22 protein-coding genes and 2 pseudogenes are annotated in these 22,123 nt (G+C 43.9%); 15 read left to right on the top strand and 9 right to left on the bottom strand.

Going from position 1 to position 22,123, the window contains the following annotated elements:
* Positions 1-74 precede the first annotated feature (74 nt).
* Both MFP24_RS05515 and MFP24_RS05510 read left to right on the top strand, forming a co-directional pair.
* Positions 75-683, top strand: coding sequence for a plasmid pRiA4b ORF-3 family protein (locus MFP24_RS05515; RefSeq protein WP_249229574.1), 609 nt, complete (start codon positions 75-77; stop codon positions 681-683).
* 252 nt (positions 684-935) lie between these two features.
* Positions 936-1,181 carry a hypothetical protein gene (locus MFP24_RS05510; RefSeq protein WP_249229573.1) on the top strand — a complete coding sequence of 82 codons (246 nt, stop codon included), beginning with the start codon at positions 936-938 and terminating at the stop codon, positions 1,179-1,181.
* A 149-nt stretch (positions 1,182-1,330) separates the two neighbouring features.
* On the opposite strand, the gene MFP24_RS05505 is transcribed toward MFP24_RS05510, so the two are convergent.
* Both MFP24_RS05505 and MFP24_RS05500 read right to left on the bottom strand, forming a co-directional pair.
* Positions 1,331-1,621 carry a helix-turn-helix domain-containing protein gene (locus MFP24_RS05505; RefSeq protein ID WP_249229698.1) on the bottom strand — a complete coding sequence of 97 codons (291 nt, stop codon included), beginning with the start codon at positions 1,619-1,621 and terminating at the stop codon, positions 1,331-1,333.
* Positions 1,622-1,852: 231 nt separating this feature from the next.
* Positions 1,853-3,304, bottom strand: a complete 1,452-nt coding sequence (locus MFP24_RS05500; protein WP_249229572.1) for a M20 family metallo-hydrolase — start codon at positions 3,302-3,304, stop codon at positions 1,853-1,855.
* Between the two features lie 531 nt (positions 3,305-3,835).
* Between MFP24_RS05500 and MFP24_RS05495 the strand changes: the two genes are divergently transcribed.
* Both MFP24_RS05495 and MFP24_RS05490 read left to right on the top strand, forming a co-directional pair.
* The gene (locus MFP24_RS05495; protein ID WP_249229571.1) at positions 3,836-4,777 is read left to right on the top strand and encodes an omptin family outer membrane protease; all 942 of its coding nucleotides are present in this window, start codon (positions 3,836-3,838) and stop codon (positions 4,775-4,777) included.
* Positions 4,778-4,889: 112 nt separating this feature from the next.
* Positions 4,890-5,255: a DUF4751 family protein gene (locus MFP24_RS05490; protein WP_249229570.1), complete on the top strand. Its 366-nt coding sequence runs from the start codon at positions 4,890-4,892 to the stop codon at positions 5,253-5,255.
* Positions 5,256-5,659: 404 nt separating this feature from the next.
* Here the strand turns inward: MFP24_RS05490 and MFP24_RS05485 are convergent, their stop codons facing one another.
* Entirely contained in the window at positions 5,660-5,968 is a 309-nt protein-coding gene (locus MFP24_RS05485) for a BrnA antitoxin family protein (RefSeq protein WP_210417037.1), read from the bottom strand.
* 519 nt (positions 5,969-6,487) lie between these two features.
* On the bottom strand, positions 6,488-7,390 hold the full coding sequence (locus MFP24_RS05480) for a sugar phosphate nucleotidyltransferase (protein ID WP_249229569.1): 903 nt from the start codon (positions 7,388-7,390) through the stop codon (positions 6,488-6,490).
* A 273-nt stretch (positions 7,391-7,663) separates the two neighbouring features.
* Between MFP24_RS05480 and MFP24_RS05475 the strand changes: the two genes are divergently transcribed.
* Positions 7,664-7,954 (top strand): nucleotidyltransferase family protein, encoded by a 291-nt coding sequence (locus MFP24_RS05475; protein ID WP_249229568.1) that lies wholly within the window; start codon positions 7,664-7,666, stop codon positions 7,952-7,954.
* Entirely contained in the window at positions 7,951-8,307 is a 357-nt protein-coding gene (locus MFP24_RS05470) for a HepT-like ribonuclease domain-containing protein (RefSeq protein WP_249229567.1), read from the top strand. Before MFP24_RS05475 ends, MFP24_RS05470 begins: the two co-directional genes overlap by 4 nt.
* Before the next feature lie 194 nt (positions 8,308-8,501).
* Here the strand turns inward: MFP24_RS05470 and MFP24_RS05465 are convergent, their stop codons facing one another.
* The 3 genes and pseudogenes from MFP24_RS05465 to MFP24_RS05460 form a co-directional block, all read right to left on the bottom strand.
* Positions 8,502-9,062 carry a DedA family protein gene (locus MFP24_RS05465; RefSeq protein ID WP_249229566.1) on the bottom strand — a complete coding sequence of 187 codons (561 nt, stop codon included), beginning with the start codon at positions 9,060-9,062 and terminating at the stop codon, positions 8,502-8,504.
* 103 nt (positions 9,063-9,165) lie between these two features.
* Positions 9,166-9,291, bottom strand: coding sequence for an integrase core domain-containing protein (locus MFP24_RS24370; protein ID WP_407061980.1), 126 nt, complete (start codon positions 9,289-9,291; stop codon positions 9,166-9,168).
* Positions 9,284-9,839: pseudogene (locus MFP24_RS05460) on the bottom strand (transposase); the annotation flags it as partial. The gene MFP24_RS24370 and the pseudogene MFP24_RS05460, both read right to left, overlap by 8 nt.
* A 233-nt stretch (positions 9,840-10,072) precedes the next feature.
* On the opposite strand from MFP24_RS05460, the gene MFP24_RS05455 reads away from it, so the two are divergent.
* The 5 genes from MFP24_RS05455 (at position 10,073) to MFP24_RS05435 (ending at position 14,431) form a co-directional block, all read left to right on the top strand.
* Complete coding sequence (locus MFP24_RS05455; RefSeq protein WP_249229565.1) at positions 10,073-10,747, top strand: conjugal transfer protein TraJ; 675 nt, start codon at positions 10,073-10,075, stop codon at positions 10,745-10,747.
* Positions 10,748-11,230: 483 nt separating this feature from the next.
* Entirely contained in the window at positions 11,231-11,869 is a 639-nt protein-coding gene (locus MFP24_RS05450; RefSeq protein ID WP_249229564.1) for a polysaccharide biosynthesis protein, read from the top strand.
* Positions 11,870-11,886: 17 nt separating this feature from the next.
* Complete coding sequence (locus tag MFP24_RS05445) at positions 11,887-12,477, top strand: oligosaccharide flippase family protein (RefSeq protein WP_318011325.1); 591 nt, start codon at positions 11,887-11,889, stop codon at positions 12,475-12,477.
* The gene (locus MFP24_RS05440) at positions 12,474-13,337 is read left to right on the top strand and encodes an ATP-grasp fold amidoligase family protein (protein WP_249229563.1); all 864 of its coding nucleotides are present in this window, start codon (positions 12,474-12,476) and stop codon (positions 13,335-13,337) included. Before MFP24_RS05445 ends, MFP24_RS05440 begins: the two co-directional genes overlap by 4 nt.
* A gap of 17 nt (positions 13,338-13,354) precedes the next feature.
* Positions 13,355-14,431 (top strand): acyltransferase family protein, encoded by a 1,077-nt coding sequence (locus tag MFP24_RS05435; RefSeq protein ID WP_249229562.1) that lies wholly within the window; start codon positions 13,355-13,357, stop codon positions 14,429-14,431.
* A 66-nt stretch (positions 14,432-14,497) separates the two neighbouring features.
* On the opposite strand, the pseudogene MFP24_RS05430 reads toward MFP24_RS05435, so the two are convergent.
* Positions 14,498-15,535 (bottom strand): annotated as a pseudogene (locus MFP24_RS05430) (IS630 family transposase).
* A gap of 175 nt (positions 15,536-15,710) precedes the next feature.
* Between MFP24_RS05430 and MFP24_RS05425 the strand changes: the two are divergent.
* Complete coding sequence (locus MFP24_RS05425) at positions 15,711-16,751, top strand: IS110 family RNA-guided transposase (RefSeq protein ID WP_249229561.1); 1,041 nt, start codon at positions 15,711-15,713, stop codon at positions 16,749-16,751.
* 796 nt (positions 16,752-17,547) lie between these two features.
* Here MFP24_RS05425 and MFP24_RS05420 read toward each other — a convergent pair.
* Positions 17,548-18,753, bottom strand: a complete 1,206-nt coding sequence (locus tag MFP24_RS05420; RefSeq protein ID WP_249229560.1) for a right-handed parallel beta-helix repeat-containing protein — start codon at positions 18,751-18,753, stop codon at positions 17,548-17,550.
* A 195-nt stretch (positions 18,754-18,948) separates the two neighbouring features.
* Here MFP24_RS05420 and MFP24_RS05415 point away from each other — a divergent pair, with 195 nt between their 5' ends.
* The 3 genes from MFP24_RS05415 (at position 18,949) to MFP24_RS05405 (ending at position 22,000) form a co-directional block, all read left to right on the top strand.
* On the top strand, positions 18,949-20,184 hold the full coding sequence (locus MFP24_RS05415; RefSeq protein WP_249229559.1) for an O-antigen ligase family protein: 1,236 nt from the start codon (positions 18,949-18,951) through the stop codon (positions 20,182-20,184).
* A 589-nt stretch (positions 20,185-20,773) separates the two neighbouring features.
* Complete coding sequence (gene ltrA, locus MFP24_RS05410) at positions 20,774-21,571, top strand: group II intron reverse transcriptase/maturase (RefSeq protein WP_249229558.1); 798 nt, start codon at positions 20,774-20,776, stop codon at positions 21,569-21,571.
* 144 nt (positions 21,572-21,715) lie between these two features.
* On the top strand, positions 21,716-22,000 hold the full coding sequence (locus MFP24_RS05405; protein WP_263458416.1) for a group II intron maturase-specific domain-containing protein: 285 nt from the start codon (positions 21,716-21,718) through the stop codon (positions 21,998-22,000).
* The last annotated feature ends 123 nt before the right edge of the window (positions 22,001-22,123 follow it).

The raw sequence follows: 22,123 nt of genomic DNA, 5'->3' as shown, positions 1-22,123 counted from the left end.
GATTGGTTTGATAGCCGCTCATGGTTACCATACTATCTTCCATACCTTTTTTTATACCCAGAAAGGAGGCATCCATGGATACAAGATTTTATCTGCTTAAAGTCAGTCTTCGCGGAGTGAAACCCGCCATCTGGCGACGCTTCGTAGTCCCCTCTTCCATTACGCTCGATCGGCTGCATGACGTGCTGCAAATCGTGATGGGATGGGAAGACAGCCACCTTCATCAGTTTTCCTTCGGCAAAAAACGTTTTACCGAACAGCCGGAAGAGCCGGGAAAAGAGGAAGAAGAAGGTTTTTATCGCCTTAACGAGTTGCTGAAACGCAGAAGCAACACCCTGACTTACCTTTATGATTTTGGCGACGGTTGGGAACACGAAATCATTTTGGAAGACAGCGACTACAAACCGGACGAGTTTGACGGTTGGCTATTTTGCCTGGATGGAGAGCGCGTTTGCCCGCCAGAAGATTGCGGCGGCATACCCGGCTATGAAAACCTGCTCGGTATTCTTCAGGACCCCGCCCATGAAGACTATGAAGAAACATTGGAATGGTTGGGCATTCCGGCTGAACTGCTCGAGATTGCGCCGGATATTTTTGAGCAATTTGACCCCGGCGAGGTGAACGACAATTTACTGCTCTATACACGCTGGACGAGAGACCGTTACCAGACGTGGTTCGACTAGGGGACGTCGACCAGGGACTTCCGTCGTCCCTGCGGCCGTAGGCAGGGACCTACCCGATGGCGGCTCGGCATCAAAAATCAGCTCCCCGCGCGGGCGGGGAGCTACTTGGATCAAGCATAACGATAACGAAATCGGTAATTTTTGCGACTGCCTTAGCAATTAAAAGAATGATTGCTGCGCCAATCCTGCCCGGATGCCTGAAGTTTGAAGGCTTATCGGCGTGGTTGTATAATGAATACCCTAGAGGTGCGCATGATTAAAATTGCCGATTACCCTCAAATGAAAGCTTGTGCCTGGTATCTTACTCAAGACACTCAGTTTGACGATCGTGAGGCGCTTAGCTTCTATGAGCGCAACTGGAAGTACATCGAACAAGACAAGCTGACGCCGCATGAACGACGATTGATTAAACGTTTGTCTGAAGAGTTGGGTAACGGGTTTTTACGCCGGTCACCCCCGAATATCACCACCGGACATCCCCGCGGCAGTTCCAAATGAACCCGAGCTTCTGGCTGAAATCACACCGCTGACGCGATGTCTTCAGCGTAATTTCTTGCGCGTGACGTGAGCGATTAAAATACTAAATTTATATTTAATATCATAATGTTAAATATATTTTGCAGGAAACCCTCTGCGCCTATGAAACATTACGCAGCAACGCCTTCTATCACTTCAATATTAGCTATATGGATACCCGCTGTAGCCATCATGGAGATCAGCTTATCAATGCTGAAAAGGTGAATTTTACCATGCACCAGTTCGGAAACCCTGGGTTGGGTTATACCAAGTGTACGAGCAGCTTCTGCCTGAGAGAGTTCTTTTCGAACGATAAAGTCCGTCAGCACGCGCATCAGTTGTGCGCGAACCTTCATATTTTCAGCCTGCTCAACAGTATCATCTATAGCATCCCATACGCTGTCAAAAGTCTGAATCTGGATGGTCATTTCGCTCTCTCCTGTATCAGTGCCTTATACAAGATTTCGTATAAAAGTATAGTACACCCATAACATCAAGTACTCAATCCTACGCAACTATGCGAGGCAAAAGCGGGGAGTTGCATCTGATGGCGATCCGATGCAGGCGAGATTCTCACCTGTACCGGGGAATGCGGAAACATCGGTGACGGAGGGGAGAGCCTGCGGGAATTACCGAAAATGCCGGCCGCCTCGCTACTTCAGAATAAACAGTCGTTGCAGCTCACGCCGGTTGCGGGCGCCCGTTTTACGGTACAAATTCTTCAGATGCGTACGTACGGTGTTCACGCTTAAATTAAGCTGTTCACCAATTTGCTCGTTATTTATGCCAAGCCCCACCAGGGTGGCGACGGCCTGCTCGGCGGGCGTGATCTTCCCGGCGCCTCCGTTTACCCGCTCCCGGCAGACAACGGACTGCTCTTTCAGCAACGGAGCATAGAGCATGCGGGCAAATACGCGCGTCTGGGCCAGCTGCGCTTTCATGCTGATACTTTCGTTGGTCTGATTTTTAGCGGATTGCTGAATCCCCCATACCGCCACGGGCAACCCCAACGAACGGATCACGGAGACCATGGTCACACCGCCAACGCCCACCAGGCGAGGCGTCACATTAAGCTCTTTCGCTATGGCGTCGGAAAGCGTGCGGACCACCGGGGCGTTACCGGAGGTGACGGGAGCGTCCGGGGTAATCTCCACATATTCGAAGGCAAAAGAGACCTTCTCTCTTTTCTCGATAACCAGCGCCAACTGCTGCAATTCCTGCACAACCTGTTCAAGCTCGCAGTTCGGCATCAGACGAATATCCAGATAAAAAATGAAATTCGCCGGGACGTGATTTATCCCGGTACAGTTTGTTTCCGCATGCGTTGGCGTGATGGTGGAGGTTGGAGGAATAAAAAAAGGATCCGGACAGGCGTAGCGTTTGCGAATATGCTTCAGACGAGAAATAAACAAGGCCGCCGCTTCAAAACAGTTTGGTCCCTCGCTAAAACCGGCATGATATTCCCTGCCTCGCACATCAATACGCACCCAGGCATTACGTTTTTCACCGATCTCGATAATAGTGCCGGTTTCGTTGCCATAATCCGGCACCACAATCAGATCCTGCGGGCGAAACAGATTAGGGCTTTTATTCAGAATATGGCCGATACCCTTGGTATAGTCGGTAAGACCGGCGCTGGTGAATATCACGCCCACCCCCATCGGGGGAGAGATATTTAATTGTTTTATCGTTTCCAGCAATAATAAAGCGGAGACCATTCCCTGATTATTATCTTCAACCCCACGGCCATATAGCCGGTCTCCGTCAACCCGCAGCGTAAAAGGATCGCTGACCCAATTTTCCAGCGGACCGCTGGCCGCGACGTCCATATGCGTCACAATCCACAGCGTGTGTTTACAGCCGGGCGGTAAATAATGCGCCACCAGATTTGGCCGCAGCTTTTTATGCGCCCGGATATCCAGCGAATCCATACGCTGTACCCGGCACAGGCCGTTATGATACAGCCAGCTTTCGATCCAGCGCGCTTTAACTTCCTCACCCTCACCACCATGCTCCGGATTAATCGCCGGGCGGCAGACCAGTTCACGATGGAGCTCAATCACCCTGCCCTCTTTTTCATCCAAAGCCTGTAACAACTTATTCATAAGAACGACCATCGCTGAATGAGGAAATGTTTCTACTATATCAATTACCTGTGCAGCGAAACGTTTACCGTGATCAAGTCACAGTGTAAATATAAAATCGCTCTCACCCCCCGCCAGCCCGCTATTTTTATCACCAGGGGGGTGAGAGAGCCATGCGAAGACAATACTTTATCGAAAAAACAATAGGTTATATAAACCCAAGGGGGTGAGCATCCTCACTTATCACTTTTATCTTTCTGCTTTGCACCAACAGGCTACTTACTGCCGCTCCCTGTCTGATCGCGTATTCTTATCAGAAAAAAATAAATACATCGCACCTGGGGGGGGTGAATATTAAATCAGACAAAAGGTGATAGGAATATTATTCTATTTCATTAATCTGAATAAACCACAGCAGACAACACGCCAAAAAAATCAGGGAAGATAATACTTACCTTCTTATAACTATATTTTTATTTACCGGATATATATCATCCGGGCTTTGTTACACGGTTGTCACATTAAATGACTACACTGGCACAGGAATAAAAAATGAAAAAATTACTCGCCATTATCAGCCTGACTGGCGGACTGATGGTTAGCGCATATGCCGTCGCGGATGCTAATGAAAAGAGCCAGCGCTTTTACCAGGATAAATTAACCGGGAGTATTGCACTGGGATTTTTATCCGGAGAGTCTCAGGAGTCGATTTATCATCCGGATAACGGCGGAAAAAAAGCCAGTGAACTGGACTGGAAAATCAACAACGCGGCTATTCTGAAAGCCGACCTGAGTTACGATATTCTGCCCCGCCTTAGCGCAGGACTGCGCGGCTGGACCACGCTTTCCTCCGGCGACGGTACCATGGACGATTATGACTGGATTGACGACAGCAAATCAGGCTGGTCGCACTGGAGCCATCACGCTAAAACCGATTTGAACTATGCCAATGAAATTGATGTGAATATCATTGGCTGGCTGGTCAAAGCCCCTGATTACCAAGTTGGCGCGACTTTCGGCTATCAGAGAACCGCCTTTAGCTGGTCGGCGTACGGCGGCGAGTTCAACTACAACAACGGCCAGGATATTTTCACTTACCCCAACAGCTACAAGATAATCGGCTACCAGCAAAAATACAGCATGCCTTATATCGGGATAATTGGTTTATGGCGCTATCAGGACTTCGAACTTGGCGGCCTGCTAAAATTCAGCGACTGGGTAGAAGGGAAAAGCAATGATGAACACTATGACAGGAACTTGACCATACGTAATAAGGGAAGTAATGCCCGCCATCTCTCCGCTACCGTTAGCGCCGGTTATTATATTTATCCGCAAACAAAAATTTATGCAGAAGCCTCCTACAGTCGTTATGAGGAAGCCAGAAGCGGCATGGAGTGGCGAGAAGAAGGAGAAACTGAGTATCTCGATGGTGACTGGAGCGGGCTGGATAATAAATATTATACCCTGTCTTTAGGCGTTAAATATACCTTCTAGCCGCCATTATCGAGGTTAAGAAATTAAGCAACAGGTTTCGAGTTGTAGCAAGGCGGCGACCAGGAAAGTCGCCGAAAACGAGAATAATTCATATATCAGAGAGGTAATTGCAATGGGAAAATATACCAAGCCTGTTTTCGTAAACCAGCTTTTATCGGATAGAACGGTAAAAACGGCAAGTAAATTTATAGCCTATAAATCCTGGAACGACCCCAAACTGTGGTTTGCAGAAGTCGTCGACAATGGCAATGCTTTTTTCCACTGGCATCAAGGGAGAAAAGCGGAAGGCCATAAAGACAGCATAATCAATTATATTACCGCCGACGGCACGCAATGGCAGGCCACGATTAAAGACTATGTCTTCTTTCACTCCCCCAATGGCGATGTGGCCAAAGGTCATTCAGACACTAATATTGCTTATATCAGTGGCGATAACCAAGCTTACGAAGGTAGTTTTGCCGAATGGTTTGATGAATAGAAACAATGATTGATGCAGTTAAACTGCTATAAAGGAGACGCCCGACGGCGTCTCCTCCAATCGTTGCGATGAAAGCCGCGCCAATCCGCCTTGCCTTTGCCGTCGTCCCTGCGTCCGTAGGCAGGGATCTCTTCGCTGGCGGCTCGGTGTTGCTGAGATGCCCGCTTTCGCGGGCATGACGGAGGGGGTAAGGCGTGGTGAATAAAAGTGTCTTGACCGCTGAGGCTCAACACAGTATCTGCGAATACTGCCACCGTCATCCCCGCGAATACTGCCACCGTCATCCCCGCGTCCGTAGGCGGGGATCTGCATCTGATGGCGATCCGGTACAGGAGCGATTCCTCCCCGCACCGGCGGATCTGCGAAAAGAACGGCCACGGCCGAAATAAGCGAGTGACCGAAACTTAACGTTCCTGATGAGTTGCCAGCCATTCCTTGAGAACGTCATTCACGCGAGTCTGCCAGCCCTTTCCCGTAGCGCGGAAGGCTTCGAGCACCTCATCATCAAGCCGGATAGTGGTAGTAGTCTTGGCGCTACCCTTCGGCCTGCCGGGCTTTCTGATTGCGGCCAGCGCCGCCTTCTTCTCTTCCGCCGTCATGGGGCGGTCGTCCTCGTCCTGACCATCCCACACATAGTGGTTCTCCGGCGGAATGGCGCGGACGGCGGCGATAACTTCATCCAGCGTCATATCATTGGTTTTCGAGCCATTCATGATACACCTCGTATTCTGCGTCGTTTGCTTTCCTGAAACTGATAACTCGTGTTGCTCCGTCGCGCTCAACATGGGCCAATGACAACACGGACAGACAGCCCATGACGTAGGAGAGGGATTGAATACGCGCCTCTCCGTTACGAAAAGAAGGCAAATCCAACCGGTAACGTGCCCCCCAGAACCTCATGTGCGTCCGCAAAATCCAGACCGTGCTTTTTGAGATTCACGGCACGCTTGTTTTCGTCCCAGATAAGTTCCATTTTCATACAATTATTGTAGTAACAAAAAATATAAGTTCAAACTCTATTTGGCCTATGCGCACTTTCCTGCCGCGGCCGTCGATTCGAATCAACGCATGATAAATGGCAATAAAAGGTTTAATTGCACCCTTTAAAAGAAAGAAACTGTGAATTTGACATCAGAGGACCGAGTGTGTGCAGGAGAAACTCTCACCTGCACAGGGGAATGCGGAAATAACAGAAAAGATCTACACGACAAACGCTATGCAAAAAGAGCGGATCAGGCCTGCTTCGCTAACAGTTTCTTAATGCTTTCCTTAAATGCCGCCCCCAGTTCCGGGTTGCGCAAACCGTAGGAAATAAACGCCTGCGCGTAACCCAGCTTACGGCCGCAGTTAAAGTTTTTACCCGCTATCTGCACCGCATCAACCTGCTGAGTATGGATCAGCTCGGCAATAACATCGGTAAGCTGAATGCGGCCCCAGGCGCCGGGTACGGCTTTAGCCAGCAGCGGCCAGGCATCCGCGGTCAACACATAGCGGCCGACCGCCGAAAGATCCGAACCCGTTCCTGAAGGCGCTTCCGGCTTCTCGATCATTGAGGTAATAGCTGAAGCATCACCCGCATTGACCAGCGGCTTTTCACATTCAACCACGGAATACTCCGGCAAGACTTCATAAGGGCGGTGTTTTACCAATACCTGGCTGCGCCCCGTCTGTTCAAAACGCGAAACCAGCAACGCCAGATTGTCTTTGGTCTGATCGGCGGTGCTCTCATCCAGAACCACGTCCGGCAGCACCACCACAAACGGGGAGTCGCCAATAATCGGTTTCGCACAGGCAATCGCGTGGCCCAAGCCCAGGGTTTCACCCTGCCGCACGTTCATGATGGTCACGCCTTTCGGGCAGATGGACTGAACCTCTGCCAGCAGTTGCCGCTTAGCGCGCTCTTCCAACAGGGATTCGAGCTCGAAGGAGGTATCAAAGTGGTTTTCAATGGCATTTTTAGACGCATGGGTAACCAGCACAATATCCTTGATACCCGCATTGGCGCACTCGTTAACGATTTTTTCAATTACCGGACGATCGACCAACGGCAACATTTCTTTCGGGATCGCTTTGGTCACCGGCAACAAATTCATCCCTAAACCAGCGACAGGGATAACGGCTTTCAATGATGTCATGAATGGATTCTCTTCATCAGGTTGTTTTCACTTGGTAACACAGTAACCTCTGTGTCACGCATGACATTAAGATTACACCTAATCTTGGGCAAAGCGATCGCCGAGACTGATTTTTTCCGCCACATCGGACAATTCTGGTGCCGGTGTTTACCTCCTCCCCAAAGTGTTAAGAAGCCGTCTTTATCACACACCCGCTCAAAATGGCCAAATCCTCATTCGTCAGCCCACTCTTATGATAAAATTTATGCAAGGTTAACAAAAATGGGAGCGCTTATGAGACCGTCAGAGGTGTTAAAAGAGAAAAGAGAGCTAATCCTTGAGATATGCTCTCGCTATCCCGTTACCAACCCACGTGTTTTCGGTTCTGTGGCTAAAGGCACGGACAACGAGGGAAGTGATCTCGACATCCTGGTTGATACGCTACCAGAGACGGATTTGTTTCACCTGGGCGGGCTGTCAGAAGAACTGCGCGATGCCTTAGGTATCGATCTGGATGTCCGCTGCCCTGGTGATATATCCTTGCGCTATCGTCATCAGGTACTGACCGAGGCTCGTCCATTATGAGTAAAACGGTACTGATAGATCATATTCAACATATTCTGGCTGCTTCACGAAAATGTGTTTATTTTATAGATGGCATGGAGCAAATTGATTTTAATTGTGATGTGCTCAAGCAAGACGCTGTGCTAATGAATTTCATTGTTATCGGCGAAGCGGCTACAAAAATCATGCAGAAACATCCCGACTTTATCGAAACCAACCAACATATTCCGTGGAAACAGATTCGAGGTTTACGTAATCAAGTTGCACATGGCTATTTCGATGTTGATTTGGTGACTATTTGGAATACCGTAAAAAATAGGTTACCTGAACTTATTGAGCAATTGGAAAATCTTGATTATCCAACCTTAGACTGAACCTCTGCCAGCAGTTGCCGCTTTGGCGCACTCTTCCAACAGGGATTCGAATTCGAAGGAGTCTGTGTCATATATAACATTAAGATTACACCTAATCTTGGGCAAAGCGATCGTCGAGACCGGTTTTTTCCGCCACATAGGACAATTCTGGTGCTGGTGTTTAACATCATCCCAAAGTTCAGAAGCCGTCTTTATCAAACGCAGCGGTGGCGCCACCAGTGGCGCAGCAACAGGATAATGGCGATGAGCAGCGCCGCAAACAGTAAGGCGGAGAGTTTTTTATCGAAGACGCTAATAAAGTTTTCAATCGCCTGGCCGCCAAAATAACCGAGCATAACGAATAGAGAAGCCCATAGTATGGCGCCGAGGATATTGAGCGGCACAAAGCGCGCAGGCGGCAGTTGACTGGCGCCGATCAGCGCCGGACCGATGATGCGAAAACCATACATAAAACGCACGCCGATAACGAACAGCATCGGATGACGGGCAATCAGTCCCTGGGCGCGGGCGATACGTTTTTGCTGACCTTTCAAACGCGAGATAACCCGATCGCCGTAACGGCGGCCGGAAAAATACAGCAATTGATCGCCCAACGTGCCGCCAACCGCCACCACCGTAATCACCCACGGCCAGTACAGCAATCCGTTATGCGCCGCAATGCCGCCCAGCAGGGTGATGGTTTCCCCTTCCGCCAGACAGCCGATAAACAGCGCCCAGTAACCGTATTCCGTAATGTAGTGGGCCAGATCGGCCATGGCTATGCCTTGTGTTGCTGTGATATAGGGGGAGTATAGGCTTTTTACGAGGATAAGGAGTTAGGTGGAGCCAGCATGCCGGAATATTGTAAGCATAATGGTTTTAGTTCCACACATTTTTTGAAATTTCCGGATTTTCAGCCATCAACCGGTATTCTTCCGGCGTCAGGTTATTCAGGGATTCATGGGGACGCTCGCTGTTATATTCATACTGCCAGCGCTCTGTGATTTCCCATGCGCCGAAAATTCAGTTTCAACAAGTAGTAAATACGATGAATGCGTTTGTGGTTCCATACCTGTCCCTGTCTGCGTAGCATCTGAAACAGCTTCTTAAAGCCATATCGCGGATAGCGTTCTACCATTTCATTCAGTCAACGACTGAATCACCGGCTCATCACGCCGGGTGTCGGGCTGGTAAAGGTATACCGCCCTGCTCAGCGATAATGTCCTGCATGCCTGGCGTATGCTCATCGCAAATTGCACCGTCAAGTAACTGATAAGCTCACGCTTTATCGCTGATTTTAAAGATTTTTTTCGATAACATATTTCATTGCCCGATTTTCTCGACTCAAGTCGGCGAACATCTGTTTTAGACGTCGGTTTTTGTCCTCAAGATCTTTCATCTTTTTGATATCAGACGCATCCATACAACCGTATTTCGCTTTCCAGTTGTAATAGCTGGTTTCAGAAATACCGGCGTCACAGCAGACATCTTTCACAGTATGGCCGGCTTCCACGGATTTAAGAACGGTGTTCAGTGAATCTAACTTTACGCATAGCGATCTCCTCAGGGGAACCTAATCAGTATGTCGGAAGATCTCTAAAAGTGAATAGTTCGATTTACCGGGATACTTAACAGTACCCACCACTCTATAACATTAATTTCCCCGTTATCCGCACAATGAGAATTCGCCGATCGCTTACCTACATCCAGTAGGTCTACCGTTAGGACTCACTGATCACAATCTTAACAATTACGCATACAGCTAACTGAGAGGCGATGAAAGACTATGGAAATGAAAACAAAAAGACGTTATTGCCATTACATGCAAAAAATAATCAATCTCTCTGCTCATCCCATATGTATTAGAGAAAGCAATGGAGACTTTTTGATTTGTAATCATGCTTTTGCAGAAACTTTTTTAATGAACCTAAAATTAACAGAATGGTTATCTAATCTCGATTTCGAAACCTCACACAAACTTTGTGATCTTGAAATTGAGGCATATTCATTAGAGTTAGGATTAGTTATTGAAGAAAATATCATTATAAATGGAATCTCTTGGGATTTTTTTATTACAAAATTAAACGTAGGGAATGTAGCCATCTCCATTTGGCAATTTACTCGAATATATAGAAAAATCGTTTTAGCGAAGAGATTTAGCTCAAGAATAATGGAGACATTAACAACTATTAAAGCAGTGGTGTCGGATTTAAATGAAAGTCAAAGAAATAACCTGGCCTTATATTATTTAGGTGCAAGTCATAGTTTAATTTCAAAAATACTTAATATATCCATAGGTACATCAAAAAATAGAATTAGAAATATACAGAATAAAATCCCCATAGATGACAAAGAGGAAATTTTCATAATAATTCACATAAGTGGCCTGTCCATACTTTTTGTGAAACAGATAACAAATCTTATAAATAAAAATGTTAACAACTTATTAAGAAAAAAGTGACTTTTAGGTTATTTACTTTAGTACTCTCCGAAACTATTCTTGTAAACAACAACCAGAGGATGTAGCCATGTTGGGAAAAAAATAACATGAAAAGTAAAATAACTCTTAATAAAACACCGGTTTTTAAAAAATTTAATAAAACAAAAAATATTTCAATCGCGTCCTGAAATAAACGTTAATACAGCATCAATTAAAAAATAGTTAAGTTAATATAACATAAACAACCCAAGTTACAGGGCAACATATTGTCATTTTAAACAGCGCAAAGCGTTGCTTCTTTACAGGCTAGGCCCAGGGAGGGGTCGAGCAATGCGGCCAACGCACATGCAGCTTGAAGTATGACAGGTATATAGAGAAATACCTTAGCCTTTTTCATTGAAAAAATTAATTTAATTAAATAAAAACACTATTTATAATCTATGTCTAAAAAACACCTACCGGTAAAAAAAATAACACGAAGGTTATAAAATGGAAGGTTATAAAATGAATAAAAAAACAATAATAAATACCATGTGGATGTGCTCAGAAAAATCTATAACAATAGTTGGTTTTTTTTTAGTGACAGCTTACGTAGTAAAGTATCTTGGGCCTTCAATGGTAGGTCAATTAGCGTATATTTTTTCAATATATCAAATTGTACAAGTGGTCGCAAAATGGGGAGGGGAAAGTGTAATTTTTCGACGAACCACCAGGAATCCTGTTTCTGGTTGCCGTTGTCTGCAGTCTTCAGGGACTATACGTATGGGGATTCTTTTTTTATTAGCGATCCCAATAGAATTATTCTTTTATTTTACACATGATACTACATTTTTTGTTCTATCACTTGCAATTGCTACTGGCACTTTATTCAATATACTTGATGTATATGCAATATTCTATAATGCAAAATTAATGTCAAAATATAATACTATTATAAATAGCTATGGGTTAATAACAAGCCTGCTATTACGCGCTCTTATAGCTGCATTAGCCTGGCATCCAATTTGGCTAACATTACCGATTGTGATAAATACAGGACTTCCTTTATTTCTAAGAAGAAAGAAATACAATACATATCATTCAGTTAAAATTAAAAAAAAAGTCATTACCAAAAATACTTTTTCCATAGCGGTAAACACGTAGTCTGTTCTACGCTATCAATCGTTCTGTATACTCAATGTCAAAACTTTTTTATTTATTATTTTGAGGGAAGCACGAAATTAGGAATCTACTCTGTAGCATTAACAATGGCAACAGGTATCGGCGTATTAATAAATGCGTTAGTAACATCGTGCTATGCATCTATTTATTCTGAATTTGATGAAAAACGCGCTGCGGAGAAAGCCGGTATGCTATTACGCTGGGTAGCCGTCATTTCTCTTTCAGCGAGTATTATTCTTATGGCGGTGGGAGAGAAAATAATCTTGAAGCTTTACGGAGCTGAATTTATTTCAGCCCACGAGCCAATGATTATTCTCTCATTTGCTTCTGTGTTGTCTTTTATGGGGAGTGTTACTTATCGATATATTATGCATTATTCCGGATTTTTCTATTTATCAATAAAAACGGTTCTGTCATTACTATTAAGCATATTACTTACCGGCCCCATGGTAAAACATTACGGGATAATAGGGGCCGCATGGGCTGTCGTCATTGTTGAATTTCTCTCACTAACCGTCATGAGTTATTTTTTTAAACGAAAATCAGTATTAAATATGCATCTACTAGCAATAAAAGGAGATAAAAAATGAATGCTATTATAAATGTGTTTTTTAAAAGTATGCCATGGTATCTCAGGGATGTGCTTTTGTATCGAAGGAAATTTGGACATTTCCCAAATTTAACTAACCCACAAACATTTAATGAAAAAGTTTTAAAGCGAAAACGCACACAATGTTTTGACAATATGTTATACACCAGCCTTGCTGATAAATATAAAGTTCGCAATTACGTCTGCGCCATTATTGGCTCAGATTATTTAGTCCCGCTTATTTATGTTTACTCTGATATCAATAGTTTAAAAAATGACATTTTTAATTTGAATCATGTGGTTATAAAACCCAACCATGGATCTGGTATGATTAGTTTTATTGATGATTATCTAACATATGACAATGCGCGTAAAGTTTTAAATGATATTAAAAAATGGATGCGTATAGATTTCTCCAATGCTTCCTGTGAATATCACTACAGAAATATTAACAAAAAAATACTTGTGGAGAAAATGATTGGTAACATTAACGATCCTCCAGCTGATTATAAATTTCATATTTTTAAAAAACGTGATGAGGTTTTTTTTGTTTTACAAGTAGTTGAAAGAAGACGGGGGCAATCACCCATATTTACCACATATATAAATAATTTTGAATCACCGTGCAAAGGATATTACTCAGTTAGTGAAAAAGATTGTGATATTGCACGTAAAGCACTTAACGAAAGTATTAAATTAATGATCTCTATTGAATATGCCCGAATAGATTGGTTGATTCATAATAGCAAGTTATATTTTAGCGAAATAACTCTTACTCCAGCGGCTGGATTCGCAACTGGACTTGGAAAAGAGTTAGACTTACTAATGGGGCAACACTGGGAATTACCTAAAGCAATTTAATTTTATTCACATAAAACATGAACAACAAATTAGCATTAAACCGAAATATCTCATGGATAAATACACTTAAGGCTATATGTATTCTTCTTGTGGTTCTTTATCATGTAACCCTGCCGGGATTTATAAATACAATTCCGGAACTTTCTAGTGGCAGGTATATTGCTGAGGCATGGGTAGTATTCAATACATACCTTGCGCCCTTCCGTATGCCTGCTTTCTTTTTTGTTTCTGGGTTACTTGCACACCAGAGTGTAACATCCAGAACATGGAGAGAGTTAGGTTCTGGGCGTTTAGCTAATTTGTTATATCTATACATATTGTGGTGTACTCTCCAGTGGATAACGGTTCATTTTATTACCTATGAAATTACAGGGCAACGTATATCACAGAATACCAATGCAATTTACGCATCATCATTAACATCCTTTTGCATTCTATTACTGATGGGTATGAGCAGCTCCTGGTATCTTTACGCATTGTTTGGATATTTAATACTGGGAAAAATTGGAAAAAATCACTCCACTATACTTTTAGTTCTGGCTTTAACTCTGCATTATGTGTCAATGTTAAAATTAATTCCTTATTGGGGACCACAGAGTTTATTTCTATATTATATATTTTTTCATATCGGACTGTATGGTTCATCTAACATAATAACGTTTAGTCAACTGCGATGGGGAAACAAAAAAATATGGTTAACACTTATATTTGGTGCGATCATTCATCGTATACTGGGGTTTCCTCAAAATATTTTCGAATCTTTACTGGCAATTATAATAACAATAGCAGTCTGTCGCTGGATGAATGATTATTTTAACTTGAATAAATTTAATAAATTAGGCTTTATAACTCTTCCAATATATGTTATTCACAGGGTGCTCATAGAATTATTTGGAATGATATCCATTCAACAAGCGAGATTTCATCAATGGTTTGATTATCCCCCATTTTCCCTAGCTTGGGCATTGGGATATCCACTAATTATGACCGCACTATGTTGTATTGTGTCGGTGATACTTTGGAGATTAATAAATCAGGGGGCAGGACAGTGGCTCTTCGGAATAAAAAAATTAAAACCTGTCCAGGCTATCTGAAAAACAAGACCGTAGATGTCTCTTAAAATAAGAGATAGGATACAGTATTCTAAATAGCTTTGCATATTACCGCTCCACTTTGGCCAGTCCGTGCTGATTACCCGGAAACGGTGAGGTGGCCTTCATAAACTGAGTAACACGGTTGAGTAATTGCCACATATACCGACATTGATGATTACGCGTTACCGTTTCATGTAACGACAACCATAGCCGCGCTATCGGGGTTAGCCACGGAGAATAGATTGGCAAAAACAGTACCCTGAACTTTTTATTACCTGCTAACCATCTTTCGACCTTGCGGCTTTTGTGAATGATATAATTGTCAACCACCAACGTTATCGTTCTGGCCCGCCGATATGTTTGCTTCAACATCACTAACAGCCTGATAAATAAGTCAGAGTTCTTACTGCTGCCGCTGACATAATGGACTTGTCCTGTCCCTGCATGCAGCGCACCCGCCAGGTAATGTTTTTGATTCATCCCCGGCGTGGCGATGCGTTTTTGCTGTCCTTTCAGACACCAGTCCGAGCCAATTTTTGGGTTTAAATCGATATCGACTTCATCTTGATAAAACACCGGATTATCAACCGAATTTTGCACCAAAGCTCGCTCGATGGCCGTCCGTTTTTCCTCATATTGAGGGTCTTTTATCTTCAGTGTCGGTGCGGCTCTGCGCCAGACAAGGCCCGCCTGTCTCAGGTAGCGGTGTAATGTGACGGGGTGAAGCGAGATATCAAAAAGCCGATTAACGACAAGCGCCAAAAGTTCGGTACTCCAGCGGGAGCGCAGCCAGCCGAAATCCTGTGGTGAACGCTGCACAAGAAGCGGCAGAATGCGCAAGATATCAGCAACCGGCCACTGTGGCTCACGACCGGGCTTGAGGCTTTTCAATCCACTAACACCATATAAAGTAAACAAATTAATCCATCGACCGACCGAGGAACGAGCCGCACACAATATTCTGGCGACCTCAGTAACGGTCATTCCTTGATGCAACATAAGCATCGCCATCAGTCGGCGAGCGTGGTTTTTATCATGAGTTTATTGAGCTTCTCTTTTCATAAGACGTCGTTCTTCATCAGAGATAAATGCTATGATCGGCATAACTCAGTCCGGTTAGTGATGTGGGATATTTGGCGATTGATCAGATCGCTTAAATCGGACTGAGTTCCCTTCGAGTGATCTACTATTTTGCAATAATGAAATGGACACCTCCCCATACCAGCTTCAGTGAACCATGCTGTAAGTGCAAACCAACAGCAAAATGAAGAGGTGTCCAATGGAACAAATTATCGGGATTGACTTGGCAAAGCGAGTTTTCCAGGTACATATCGTTTCTACACAGGGTGAGAAGAAAGCTAACAAAATGATCACCCGTGAAAAGCTGATGGCTTTTATTGCTCAGCAACCCTCGTCCAAAATTGTGATGGAAGCGTGTGGCAGTGCAAATTACTGGTCCCGCCAGTTTAAGACATTCGGCCATGACGTCAGACAAATCAGCCCCCAGTATGTGTCGCCTTTCCGAATGGGAAATAAAAACGACAAAAATGACGCCACCGCTATTGCTGAGGCTGAGGCTGAGGCTGAGGCTGATAGTCGTCCAGGTATGCGCTACGTACCGGGAAAAAGCATTGAGCAGCAGGATATTCAGTGTCTGCACCGGGTTCGCCAGCGGCTGATGAAAAACAGAACGGCGCTTATTAATCAGCTCAGGGGGCTGAGTCTGGAATACGGTATCGCCATACCGGAAGCCGCCCATAAAGTCATGGCCTGTCTGCCTGATTATTTGGAAGACGCGGAAAATGAACTCACCACGCTCAGCCGGGAGCTGTTCCAGGAGATGTTGCTGGAACTTCAGGACTGCCAGCAACGAATTAAAACGCTGGATATCCGCTTGAAGCAGATGAGTGCACAAAACGAGGATACACTCCGGTTGGAGAATATTCCGGGTGTCGGGCCACTGGGTGCATCGGCACTAACTATAGCGCTGGGTGACAGCAGGGATTTTAATAATGGTCGCCATTTTGCCAGTTATCTGGGATTAATGCCCGGTGAGCACAGCAGCGGCGGTAAAACCCGACTTCTGGGAATAACGAAGCGCGGAGATGGTTATCTGCGCGGCTTACTTATCCATGGTGCCCGCTCCGTGGTTTATCGTACGGTTAACCTCCCGGATGAGCGGTGTAGCGCCCTCCAGAGATGGCTGAAGGGTATTATTGTCCGGAGCGGCGTGAATAAGGCCGTTGTGGCGCTGGCGAACAAAAATGCCCGGGTGGCCTGGGCGCTGGTAAACCAGAAAACGGATTATATGGCCAAGTAACAGTCTGATTTATAAGAAGTCAAAAGTGTTGATGTACTGACAGGTAGAACCGACTCTCTGTAAACCTGACAAATAGCTGGGCCATAGCAGGCCATTGCGATAATGAGGCCAGAGAGTACGGATGTTCATCAGGGCTCACGAAGCCGAATATATGTGTGACTACTTTGTCAGAAAAAGATCTGCCCGTGCTTGCTTTGGGTCGGTGTCCATATAGCTATTTAGGATTCTCTCCCCGTATCTGATTAACAAGGGCGGTTTTGTTTTTCATCGGCTTTGTTGAATTAAATCATTTTTAAGGCGCAGCAAAGTCGTTTTCGCATCTCTCAGACTATGCGAATGCTGAGCAGCATACCCAGCAGCATCATCAGATCAGGGCGCGAATATACTGTGGTTAACTTTTAACCCAAAAGACTTCTGATCTATATTCATCATCCCAGCCTGCTCGTTTCAGTTTATTTCGTCCACTACCCACCCGTGGATTCTGCTTGAATACATTCATTGCAAACTCGTGGAAAAAAGCATCAGGAGGGAAACGCCGCTTCTGTAAGATTTACTTAGCAAAGCACTTATTTCTGTCAGATAACAGCTTCAAGCTGGTCAGCAGTATTCATTGTTTTTGACCGAGCAGAATCTGAATAACAAAAAACTTAATATTAAATAGACACGAGCATTGTTCGTAGCCGAAGGAAAAAAAACAAATAAACTCTGCACTGTAATCCATATTGACATAGTAATAACATTAGAAGATGTACTCGAAATAATTGTCGAACTCCAAAATTTTGATTCGGTATCAAACTTACTCTTTCACATGCATCTTATCAATGTCCACTTTATAGAGCATGATGGGATTCACCAGATCATCTATATTTGTAAGTGACGGTTTACCGTTTCTTATTTTCCCCAGATATCGCTGAGAGCGTATTTTACTTTTCACTAACTGATTTTTTCCATCGGCTATTCTTATCAGTGATTCCGAAATATCTTTGAAAGTATTAATGTTAATTATCACATCAGATATTCCGCCGTTTGTCCATATACCGTATTTCATACCGGATATAGTATTTCCATCTATCAGAACATTTTTGATAGCATTGTTTATTGTTATACCTCCAAATTGAACATCATCGCCATCCCCCAAAATATAGTTCCTCACTATTTTAACATTATCAGCCGGTGTATTAATACGATTTAGAAAGATACCAGCAGTTTTGAATCCAGAAATATCATTACCCGCCACCAAGCAGTTCCCGCCAGACTCAAGAAATATTCCAGCCTTACAGTCAGCAATCGTATTACTTCTTATTGCACCATTTTGCCATCCCTTATTTGCTTCAAAATCAATGGCGTTATCCTTTGTTTTCCTGATATTACAGCGTTCAACGATAATGTCCGTTGGATTCTGAGCCTGAATGCCAATGTACCCCGTATTGATTATAGTCGTCCCATAACATTTACAAGCACGAGACCCCCTGGCAAATTGAATTCCATTATAGGTAACATTCGCAATCTTGGTTTTTGATGTAGTTGAACAGTTATTAGCATTAATAAACACTATTCCAGAAAAACCATTCTTACCGCCAGCATTACTACCATCAACGATAACCTCAATAACACAGTTGCGTATTCCATCCGTTGAAGCGTTACTCATTATTGCACCACTTACCCCCTCACACCCTTCTGCCAGAATAATTGTACCATCCCCATAAATCCGTAGATCACTCCTTAATTTTAGACAAACTGAATTCCTTCCAATGATTCCAGGAACACCGGGATGTTTTATTGGAGATACTATGTACTTTTTCGATAGATACAGGTTTTGGCATCCGGAGTCTATGGCGGCCTGGATAGCGTGAGTGTCATCACCACCAGTTCCGCTGGCTCCAAACTGCTCCGGAGTAACAGTATCATTTTTTGATAAAGCTAGCGCCTTATCGTTAAACACACTGTTGGATACTACAATAACAGCAAGATATTTAAGGAAAAATCGTCTATTGCTTATCATTTTCATTACCAAAATTTAAACGACACCTCATCATACTACAGATAAGTATGCTCGAAACATTGCAAAATGTTAGAGCTAGCAATAAAATAAACCTGTGCATTATAAGAAAATTCTTAATTTGAGTTTTTTATTTAAAAACAACAGATTACGAAAATATATTATTGATTTACATAAAAAATATATCAAAGGAATAAAATGACCACTTTTCTTTATTATTCTGTTTTTGTTCTTTTTTTAATGCCTAAAATAAATATAATATCTGTGGGAAACTATAATGCTGGTATACGTGTAGATGATTTTATCATCGCTACTTGGCTGTTTGTTTTCCTGTTTAGTTACGTTTTAAACAAAAAAAATACAATTAGAGTCATAGACTTAAAATACTATAAATTCATTATATTTATGTTTATTGGAACATGCTTTTCTTTATTATTTTACAATCAGGGCTCAATCATATTCCCATTCAGATTCCTAGAATACTTTACATTTTTTATAATGGGTGTGTATCTAGCCCAAAAAGATGTTTACATTACAGGAATGATGAAAGTGATTCTTTATTTAAATATAATCATTTCAGTACTGCAATCAGTTGGAATTATTGGCGGGTTTACTGTTAGTGGTTACAATTCAGATGTATCATCAAGAGTCATAGGGCTAACTAGTGGCCCTTGGGAGCTTGGAGTTTTATTAAACTTTCTCACTTGCTATTTTTTATCCAGCAAGTCAGGAAATCTGTATAAAATTATTATTTTCTTCGTTTGCTTAATTGTTATTTTTCTTTCAGGCTCTCGTATGTCATTCGTTGCTCAAATGGTTGTGGCAATTGCTTACATACTAAAAACATCATCAGCATTGGGTGTTATGAAAAAAGTAATGATAATGGCTCCGTTATTTTTTGCATCAATTTTTTATCTGTCTAATTCTACCGTAGCGGAAAGATCAGTAAATCTTTTTAACGCAGATAACTTCATCGAATTACCCACGACATACAGAGCGACAACTTTACTTCATGGCAACCCTGACTGGTCAAACTTTGACATTCTGGATGGTGATGTTGATGCAAGTTGGTCGATACGTTCCATTAAATGGATTTATGCTGTTAAGTTATTCTTATCTAACCCGGTATTCATTGCCACGGGTGTAGGCGCGGGAACATTTGGTAATGCATTAGATGGTGGCTGGCTCCGGATGTTGATAGAATGTGGAGTGATTGGGTTAATTTTATTTTTATCATTCCTTTCAGCAAATAAAAAACTCTCCTTAATGAATTATCTTATATTTTATTCATTTTTAATAAACATGATTATGATTGATATTTACATGTCTTATAAAGTAATGTCTTTTATGCTTTTCATTTTTGGGTATATGTATATAGAGAACAAGAAAAACAATACAACAATTGATTTTAGAAAAATAAAATTTAAAGTATGAAACATTTTTAACGCCGTGGCTGCTCCCTTTGTCAGGATAGATGTCAGTGTGTCCTGAAGGTAGATCTTCTGGATGAAGTTCTACCATGCTGTATTTGTGATGAGGGCAGGCCCCTCGGGTTCGCCGATCAGGTGGTGATCCCAAACCACCCTGGGCTGCATACGTAAAGAGCGTGTGTGGTGAGCGCCATGGGAAAAGGCGGAGCAAGACTCCGCAAGGTACTAATGATTGAGACGAACGCAAGTGAACCACTGAAGACATGTCGATAATTGTAACCGATATCAGAACCAGGGCCTTGACATCACTCTGGGATAAGTCAGACCGATACCTGAAGTGCGGGTCTGACGGTATCCGGCACGGAGGTGGCGTGACGATCATTCAGGCACAAATATGGAACAGGAGAATCTGTCATTTCGATGTTAAGGGAGCGATCCAAGCAGCGAACCTGTGGAGGATCTGAGTACCAATGCGGAATACAGAGACGGAGTCATGCGTAGTAGTGGGGAAGGTGCTGTAATGGTACTGGAGCGAAGACGTGACCTTATCCCGTTGAAAAGTGAGGACAACTGCGCATCAGGATGACCCTGGCTTGTCAACAAAACCCTTTGATATACCCAAGCGTACCCTGTGGGAAGCGTGGAAATGCGTGGCCGCCAATAAAGGTGCGCCTGGCGTTGACAAGGAAAGCATCACCGCCTTCGGGGAACGGCTGGGACCCAATTTGTATAAGTTATGGAACCGGATGAGTTCAGGGAGTTATATGCCATCCCCGGTTCGTCAGGTATTGATCCCCAAAGGAGCCGGCGAGTTCAGGCCTCTGGGGATCCCTACCGTAGGTGACCGGGTTGCGCAAATGACGGTCAAGTTGATAGTGGAAGCGAGGCTGGAACAGCTTTTTCATCCCAGCTCATTTGGATATCGTCCACAACGAAGTGCCCACCACGCAGTGGAGCAGGCGCGACGGCATTGTTGGCGATATGACTGGGTGCTGGATATGGATATGAAAGCATTCTTTGATACTCTCGACCACGATTTGATGATGCGTGCCGTTGAAAAGCATATCCCCGAAAGCTGGATACGACTGTATATCAGACGGTGGTTGGCGTGCCCGGTAATAGTGGCTGACGGACAATGTCAGTCACGTGATCGTGGAACGCCACAAGGCGGAGTGATTTCGCCGTTATTAGCCAACCTGTACTTGCATTATGCGTTTGATAGCTGGATGAATAAACATTTTCCACAGGTGCCGTTCGAGCGTTATGCCGATGATATTGTCTGCCATTGCCGCACCGAATCTGAAGGAAAAGCGTTGCACGAAGCCTTACAGGCGAGATTGATCGCCTGTCGGTTGCAACTTCATCCAGAAAAGACGCGGCTGGTGTATTGAAAGGATGGTCGTCGTACCGGGCATGCTGAACATACCCGGTTTGATTTTCTGGGATTCAGCTTCCATGCCCGGACCGTACAGGATCGGCAGGGGAAGTTGTTTAGCGGATTTAATCCGGGTGTGAGTAGGAAAGCACTCAAACGGATGGGTGAAGTATTACGCGGTATGAAAATCGCCAGGGCAACCGGGATGGATCTAGGCCAATTGGCGAAACGGATCAATTCCCGGGTGCGAGGGTGGATAATGTATTACGGAAAATTTTACCCGGAAATATTGTCCCGAGCCTTGGTCAGAATAGATCTGCATCTGGGGCGATGGGCCCGTAACAAATACAAACGGCTGCGTGGACATAAACGACGTTCATGGAACTGGCTCAAACAGATAAGAGGGCAATGTCCTAAATTGTTTGCGCACTGGGCATTTATCTGATCTGTCCTTGATTTAGTGCCCACCTTGTTTTCAAATCAATCAACGAAAGCGAGGTCACTATGTCAAGACAACAATATACTCCGGAGTTCAAGCGCAGAGCCGTTGCATTGCTGCTCGAAAGCG

This window comes from Brenneria tiliae, from assembly GCF_023347575.1.
Taxonomy (GTDB): domain Bacteria; phylum Pseudomonadota; class Gammaproteobacteria; order Enterobacterales; family Enterobacteriaceae; genus Brenneria; species Brenneria corticis.
This window is presented reverse-complemented; position numbering and strand designations above follow the sequence as displayed.

Coding starts and splice junctions, on each gene's coding strand:
- MFP24_RS05490 (WP_249229570.1), top strand. CDS start 4,890: ATGGGAAAATATACCAAGCCTGTTTTCGTAAACCAGCTTTTATCGGAT.
- MFP24_RS05425 (WP_249229561.1), top strand. CDS start 15,711: ATGGAACAAATTATCGGGATTGACTTGGCAAAGCGAGTTTTCCAGGTA.
- MFP24_RS05495 (WP_249229571.1), top strand. CDS start 3,836: ATGAAAAAATTACTCGCCATTATCAGCCTGACTGGCGGACTGATGGTT.
- MFP24_RS05420 (WP_249229560.1), bottom strand. CDS start 18,753: ATGATAAGCAATAGACGATTTTTCCTTAAATATCTTGCTGTTATTGTA.
- MFP24_RS05435 (WP_249229562.1), top strand. CDS start 13,355: ATGAACAACAAATTAGCATTAAACCGAAATATCTCATGGATAAATACA.
- MFP24_RS05415 (WP_249229559.1), top strand. CDS start 18,949: ATGACCACTTTTCTTTATTATTCTGTTTTTGTTCTTTTTTTAATGCCT.
- MFP24_RS05465 (WP_249229566.1), bottom strand. CDS start 9,062: ATGGCCGATCTGGCCCACTACATTACGGAATACGGTTACTGGGCGCTG.
- MFP24_RS05500 (WP_249229572.1), bottom strand. CDS start 3,304: ATGAATAAGTTGTTACAGGCTTTGGATGAAAAAGAGGGCAGGGTGATT.
- MFP24_RS05480 (WP_249229569.1), bottom strand. CDS start 7,390: ATGACATCATTGAAAGCCGTTATCCCTGTCGCTGGTTTAGGGATGAAT.
- MFP24_RS05475 (WP_249229568.1), top strand. CDS start 7,664: ATGAGACCGTCAGAGGTGTTAAAAGAGAAAAGAGAGCTAATCCTTGAG.
- MFP24_RS05440 (WP_249229563.1), top strand. CDS start 12,474: ATGAATGCTATTATAAATGTGTTTTTTAAAAGTATGCCATGGTATCTC.
- MFP24_RS05450 (WP_249229564.1), top strand. CDS start 11,231: ATGAATAAAAAAACAATAATAAATACCATGTGGATGTGCTCAGAAAAA.
- MFP24_RS05515 (WP_249229574.1), top strand. CDS start 75: ATGGATACAAGATTTTATCTGCTTAAAGTCAGTCTTCGCGGAGTGAAA.
- MFP24_RS05510 (WP_249229573.1), top strand. CDS start 936: ATGATTAAAATTGCCGATTACCCTCAAATGAAAGCTTGTGCCTGGTAT.
- MFP24_RS05455 (WP_249229565.1), top strand. CDS start 10,073: ATGGAAATGAAAACAAAAAGACGTTATTGCCATTACATGCAAAAAATA.
- MFP24_RS05485 (WP_210417037.1), bottom strand. CDS start 5,968: ATGAATGGCTCGAAAACCAATGATATGACGCTGGATGAAGTTATCGCC.
- MFP24_RS05405 (WP_263458416.1), top strand. CDS start 21,716: ATGGGTGAAGTATTACGCGGTATGAAAATCGCCAGGGCAACCGGGATG.
- MFP24_RS05470 (WP_249229567.1), top strand. CDS start 7,951: ATGAGTAAAACGGTACTGATAGATCATATTCAACATATTCTGGCTGCT.